Genomic DNA, 6,589 nt, shown 5'->3' on the forward strand with positions numbered 1-6,589 from the left:
TTTTGAATTGGATCATTGCTGAGAAATTGTCGGCCCATAAAGGAGACTTTGAGCGCTGAGGTCGGTTGCTGCATTTGCGTCGGCTTTGCTGACATTCGCTGCCCGAGCGAAATCTACCAGCATCTGAAAATTGGGACACAAGGCGCCGCAGCCAGGATGGTTCGCGGGCCATCTAGATGTCCCACATCGACATCTGCTATAGCTGATGAATGCGAAATACCGCATATTGTGTATCAGATGTTCAAAAATTTACAGCGTGAACTAGAAAGGCTTGGGCGGATGAAAGAGATTTCCGTCCCCATAGAGCCTGATTCCGAAGGATATCTGGACAAGGAATGCCCTTCCGAGCCATGCCTTTTCCTCTTCAAGATCCATAGTGACGACTGGTCGAGCATTATTCGAGACGAGGAGGTGTTCTGTCCATCCTGCGGGCATACAGCTCATGCTAAGTCGTGGTATCCCAGGGCACAGGTTGAGGCTGCTCGAGACTACGCGGTAGGCACGATCACCAACTCTATGAACAAGGCGATGAGAGCGGACGCGGCGGCGTCGAAACGCCGCCAAAACCGCAATTCCTTCCTGAGCATCACTCTTGACGTGAAAGGTGGACGTGATGCCGTGCTTGTGCCAGTAGCAGCAGCGGACCCGATGCGGCTTCGTACCGCCTGTGAGAGCTGCGGTTGCCGCTATTCCTATATTGGCGCTGCATACTTTTGCCCAAGCTGTGGGGCGAACTCTGCAAGCCATACATTCGCGCAAACCTTGAACTCCATCCGCACCGCGGCAGGACTTGGGGAAACCCTGCGGAACACGCTCGGTCCTGATGAGGCCGAGGTGATGATCCGAACGCTTCTGGAGAAGGCTGTCCAAGACACGGTAATGTCGTTCCAGAGGTTGAACGAGCAGCTATATGAACGTCAGAGCGGAAAGACGGCCCGCCGAAATGCCTTTCAGAACCTCGATGCAGGGTCGGACTTATGGAGGGCCGAGATTGGGCATGCCTACGTTGATCTGATTGGCCCGACCAAACTTGACCATCTCAAGGTTTACTTCCAGCAGCGCCATCTTCTCGCGCATCAGCAGGGAATCGTAGATCAGGACTACATCGATCGAAGCGGCGACAAGACGTATGCGGTAGGGCAACGCATTCTAATCCAAGATTCAGGGGTACGAGAGTTTGCCGACCTGATCGAGGAGCTCAGCAGCGAGCTAACGAAGAAGGTGTCCTCTTAAGTTGCGCTGATGCTCGGTCAAGACTGATTTTTATCGAACTGCGTTGGCGGAACTATATCCCGACTCGAAATCCAGTCGAAGGTAGCGGCATTTTAAGCGGCACAAGACGGCCGATTTCGTAACATTAACCCGTTGTTTTAATTAATGGACATCCGGCACAAAAACCGGCATGTTTCCCGCCATGGATGTTACGATGATGGAACCGATGCTGCCCGAAGAGGTGGCTCTCCAGTCGCTTGAAGACAGCGCGCTCCAGCTCGTGGAGGCCGCCAGCGGACTCGCGAAGCGCATTCACCCGATACTGCAAAACTCAGTCGGTGATCTCGTGCGTTCAATGAACTGCTACTATTCGAACCTGATAGAAGGTCACAATACGCATCCTCGCGACATCGAACGCGCGCTGGCGGACGACTTCTCAAGCGAACCGAAGAAGCGAGATCTGCAACTAGAGGCCGTCGCACATATCCACGTCCAGAAGATGATTGATGAAGGCCGCGATCCAGCAGTCTGGCCGGCGACTGCGGCGTACGCTCGTTGGCTTCACAAGGAGTTCTGCGAACGCTTACCTGATGACATGCTGTGGGTAGAGAACGAGAGCACCGGTGAAAGGCACCAAGTCGTTCCTGGTCAACTACGAAGGGTCGATGTCGAAGTTGGCCGGCACGTACCGCCTCCTAACGAGGATGTGCCGCGTTTTCTCGTACGTTTCGACCGTGCGTACGGCTCCCCTCCGCTGAGCCGACTGCGCCAAATCCAGTCCGTGGGAGCCGTTCACCATCGCTTCCTATGGATTCATCCGTTTCTCGATGGGAATGGTCGTGTTGCGCGTTTGATGTCGCACGCACTTCTAAAACGGCTCGGGATCGGGACGAGTCTATGGTCAGTTGCCCGCGGTCTCGCAAGAGAAGAGGCGGAGTATAAGTCGCGGTTAGTGGCCGCGGATCACCCTCGACATGGTGACCGCGACGGACGTGGAAATCTCACTCAATCTGGATTGCTCTCGTTCTGTCGCTTCTTTCTCGAGCGCTCGATTGACCAAGTTGCATTCATGGAAGGGCTTCTTGACCCTTCCGAACTTCTGCGCCGCATGGAAATCCATATCGAGGAAGAAGTTCGGGCGAAGAGGTTGGAACGGGGAAGCTATATGGTCCTGCGAGAAGCCGCACTCGCTGGTCAAGTGGAACGCGCACAGATCCCTATGCTTACGAACTATGAAGAGCGTGCTGCCCGCAAGGTCACATCGGCGCTCACGAAACGTGGAATGCTCGTTGCTGCCAACCATCGCGCGCCCCTTCGGCTCGCGTTTCCGACGGACGCAGTCGAGCGTTGGTTCCCGCTCCTCTATCCCAACTCACCGGGAGGCGCGCCATGAACGGAATCGGACCAATTGTTCCCTTGGTGAGACGCTTTTCAAAGACATTCTCGCCGTCGTCGGATGAGGAAGGTGACCCGGAAGCCATTCACCCAGACTTCTTTTTCAATAGAAGTAGTGTTGGTTGGGAGGTGATTGAAGAAAAACGGCGCTGCGTAATCATCGCTGATGCGGGCGCCGGCAAAACCTACGAAATGCTCACGCGCGCCCGATATGCCGAAGAGCGCGGTAGATACGCGTTCTTTATCAGGATCGAGAACATAGGCTCAGCGTTCGAGTCGTCATTCGACGTTGGAAAAGCTCAACGCTTTGAGGCATGGCTCGAGTCAAACGAAGACGCTTGGTTCTTTCTCGATTCCGTAGACGAAGCCTTACTTCATGACCCGTTGGCATTCGAAGATGCAATGAAGGCCTTCGCAGCGCGAATAGCGGATGCAGGAGATCGCGCGTACATCATCATTTCGAGCCGAAGCTACGCGTGGCGGGCCCGAACGGATCGGGAACTCTTGGACCAACTTTTCCCGTACACCCCTCCCGAAGCCGAAGAGCTTGAAGAAGAGGGGCTTGAGGGCATCGTTGCGCCGGACACGTCTGATCCGAGCAAGCCGCCCAGTTCTGTAGAGGTCGTCCTCCTCGACGACCTCGATGACGATGACATCAGGATGTTTGCCGCTCATTTAGGGGCGACCAACATCGAGGAAATGATGCAGGAGATCAGAAGATCGGGCTTATCCAACCTATCGGCCCGGCCGTTCGATCTGCTCGGAATTCTCGCAAAATGGCGGTCCGAGCGTCAGTTGGGCGGACGACTCGGCTATCTCAAGCACAGTATCTCCGCCCGGCTCGATGAAATCGATTTTTCTACTGCTCCGGTCGATCAAGGCAAACTTTCCGAAGGTATTCGCCGCGTCGCAGCTGCAGTGATTCTGACGGGCAAAGCCGAAGTCTCCGTTCCGGGATCAGAAAGAACCAAACGCGGTTTTGACCCATTGAAGGTGCTGCCGGATTGGCCCCGTGAGGCTGTCATGGCGTTGCTCCAGTGCACACTTTTCACCGACGCTGTTTATGGTGTGGTCAGATTTAGGCATCGAGACATCCGCGAACTCTTGGCCGCCGAATGGTTTGCAGAGGGATTGGCAAACCCGGACCGGAGAGCAGATGTCGAGGCGATGCTAATCAGGGAGAAGTACGGGGAACGAATACTAACTCCTCGATTTCGCCCGATACTGCCGTGGTTGGTGCTGCTTGATGACCGATTTCGTCTGGAGGCAACCGCCATTCGCCCGGAAATCGCAGTCGAGGGTGGAGATGTCGCCAGCCTTCCAGTCGAAGAACGTAGAAGTCTTCTCCACAGCATCGTCGAGCAAATTGCACAAGGGGAGGATGATCGTGGAGCGCGCGACAATGATGCGATCGCTCGTATTGCGCAAGCTGACCTGTCATCAGATGTTGCGAAACTGATCGCCCGGCACGACGAGAACGACGAGGCCTTGTTCTTTTTGGGGCGCTTGGTTTGGCAGGGTAGTATGACCGACTGCATTCCTTTGCTCTTAGATATCGCTCGAAACAAATCGCGGGGAGTTTACGCCCGCATCGCGGCCGCTCGTGCTGTGTTCACAACTGGTTCCAGGGAACAACAAGACACCTTGTGGGACTCGCTCTTGGAGGCAACCAATGGAGACAACTAAGCTGGATCGACGACTGCTCGCAGAAATCCTCCAGAGCTGTGAGCCTGATTTAGCAAGCGTGCGGCGTCTCCTGTCGTCGATGGAGATCCTTCCGCCATATGAAAGATTTCAAGCGAGCGGCCTGACCGATGCAATCGACCATCTAATCGAACGCCTGCCGGCTGAAAGGGACGGTACAGATGGTCCACTTGCAATTCTGTTGGAGGGGTTGAACAACTTTCTTGATCGCCCGCCATTCGCTGAACGCAGAGAATGCCGGGTGTCAAAGGAGTTTGCATGGCTGTTGGCGCCAGCGTTGCATGCTGTCGAACGCCTCGTTTCACAACGCTCTGAAGCCGCGTTCGCGCCAGCATCAATAGCAATCATGTTAAAGGTACCTGCCGCCAGATTTTGGCAGGACGTCGAATTCAGGGACCGGAAAGACGGGCTGGCGGACCGCTTGGCAAGATGGCCAGAGCTTAACGATGCGTTGTTTTGGAGGAGCGTGGAAGCCGCCCGCCGCCCATTGGCAGAGAAGGGCGAGAAACTGACAGATGACTGGCCCGTGCAGTACTTGGGCCACTTCTGGAGTTTCCGAGCCGACGATTTTGAGCGGGTGTTGGGATTCATCACCGGACGGCCAGAAGAAGACGATCGATTGATTTCGGTTTCGCTGGCCTATCGCATCTACAGAACAAATGGTTTGAAAGCTTCGTCGCTGAATGCCCTTCAATCAGCCATCGGAGACGATGCGTCGCTATCGGCACGTTTGGGGGATCTGCTGAATGCCCAGAAGTCAAAAGACGCAGAAGCATTCGAGCGAAGGGAACGTAAACGGCAGAAGAAATATGAGCGCAAACGTAAGAAGCAAGCCGAGAACAGAGCGGGCTGGATAGGACAACTTCAATCCAATCCAGAGCGGATTCGAAACCTAGATGGACGTGAGCCTGGCGAGATCACCTATGATCATCTTTGGTTGATGTCGGAGATTGAGAAAGATGGACTTAGAACTGATCGCCGTGGAGGGGCCAACTGGAAGGCATTGATCCCAGAGTTTGGCGAGGCGGTCGCTCGGGCGTACCGTGATGCGGCGATTGAGCATTGGAGGATCTACAAACCGGAATTGAAGTCCGAGGGCTCGGAATCGAATGGCATTCCATACGCTCTAATTTTTGGGCTTGTTGGGCTCGAAATCGAAGCTCGTGAAACAGAAGGATTCTTTGCCAGTCTTCCTGAAGCTGAATTCAAACACGCTTTGCGCTATACAACATGGGAATTAAATGGTTTTCCAACGTGGCTAGAGACAGCTCAGAGAGTTCGAGGTGATCTTGTCGTAGATGCCCTGTTGCCAGAAATTCGTTGGGAATTTGAGAACTCGAATGCTGAGTCCACGCCCCATCATGTCTTGCATGACATCGTGTACCACGCACCCTGGCTTCACAGTTCACTAGTTGAGCATGTTGTCAGCAAGCTTGAGAATTCTGGGCCTCTACACTCAGACACACTTCGTTATGCGCTTCACATATTGCGAAGCGGCGGTGCGTCCGGTGATCGTTTGGCTGATCTGGCGCGAACGCGGATTGAGCGTGGAATAGACTCCGAAAACAATCCAAATCTCTATGCCCTTTGGGTAGACGCAGATGCCGAGGCAGGCATACGGGCGCTGGAGACCTGGCTGGAGAGTCAAGATGACGCGGAGGCGTCAAAATCAGCTCAACTCTTTGTCACAGCGCTGATGGGTGGACGCCACGGCGCCGGTAGGGGACCCGCTATCGGTAGCTACCGGTCGGCTTCCATCCTCAAAAGACTCTACGTTCTGATGCATCGCTACATTCGCGCTTCGGATGACATCGACCGAGCAAACACCGGTGTCTATTCACCCGGCCTCCGTGACGATGCGCAAGACGGTCGAAATGCAATTTTTAGTCTACTTTCTGAGATCCCTGGTGAGGACACATATGTTGCTCTGAAAGACTTGTCTCATGATCACCCGAATGAACGATCACGGGATTGGATGGCGAAATTGGCGTATCGGCGCGCCGAGAGCGACGGTGATCTTGTCGCCTGGTCGGAGACAGAAGTTTCTCGGTTCGCAAGTGGGTAATCGTGACTCTCCTGTCGTTTTACGTGTCGGATGTCTGCTTCATCGTGGAATAGCTATCGATTTCGCCACCGCAGCGAACGGCAGCTTCCCGCCGATTCCGTTGAAAAACTCGTTGTATACGGCGCTCGTGCTTTGGCTATCGAATTGATTTGAAGAGGCAATCCACCGCCAGCCCGACTGGTTATCCGGCGACGGGCACCAGTGGCTTGAGCT

4 protein-coding genes are annotated in these 6,589 nt (G+C 54.6%); all 4 read left to right on the top strand.

Features of this window, described 5'->3' with window-relative positions:
* Nucleotides 1-279 precede the first annotated feature (279 nt).
* The 4 genes from AAFO92_RS22345 (at nt 280) to AAFO92_RS22360 (ending at nt 6,376) form a co-directional block, all read left to right on the top strand.
* Nucleotides 280-1,233 carry a hypothetical protein gene (locus AAFO92_RS22345; protein ID WP_347539140.1) on the top strand — a complete coding sequence of 318 codons (954 nt, stop codon included), beginning with the start codon at nt 280-282 and terminating at the stop codon, nt 1,231-1,233.
* A gap of 193 nt (nt 1,234-1,426) precedes the next feature.
* On the top strand, nt 1,427-2,605 hold the full coding sequence (locus AAFO92_RS22350; RefSeq protein WP_347539142.1) for a Fic family protein: 1,179 nt from the start codon (nt 1,427-1,429) through the stop codon (nt 2,603-2,605).
* Nucleotides 2,602-4,293, top strand: coding sequence for a hypothetical protein (locus tag AAFO92_RS22355; RefSeq protein WP_347539144.1), 1,692 nt, complete (start codon nt 2,602-2,604; stop codon nt 4,291-4,293). The genes AAFO92_RS22350 and AAFO92_RS22355 overlap by 4 nt, the downstream gene beginning before the upstream one ends.
* Complete coding sequence (locus AAFO92_RS22360; RefSeq protein WP_347539145.1) at nt 4,280-6,376, top strand: hypothetical protein; 2,097 nt, start codon at nt 4,280-4,282, stop codon at nt 6,374-6,376. Before AAFO92_RS22355 ends, AAFO92_RS22360 begins: the two co-directional genes overlap by 14 nt.
* Nucleotides 6,377-6,589 lie beyond the last annotated feature (213 nt).

Source organism: Roseovarius sp. CAU 1744 (assembly GCF_039839345.1).
In the GTDB taxonomy this organism is placed as follows: Bacteria; Pseudomonadota; Alphaproteobacteria; order Rhodobacterales; family Rhodobacteraceae; genus Roseovarius.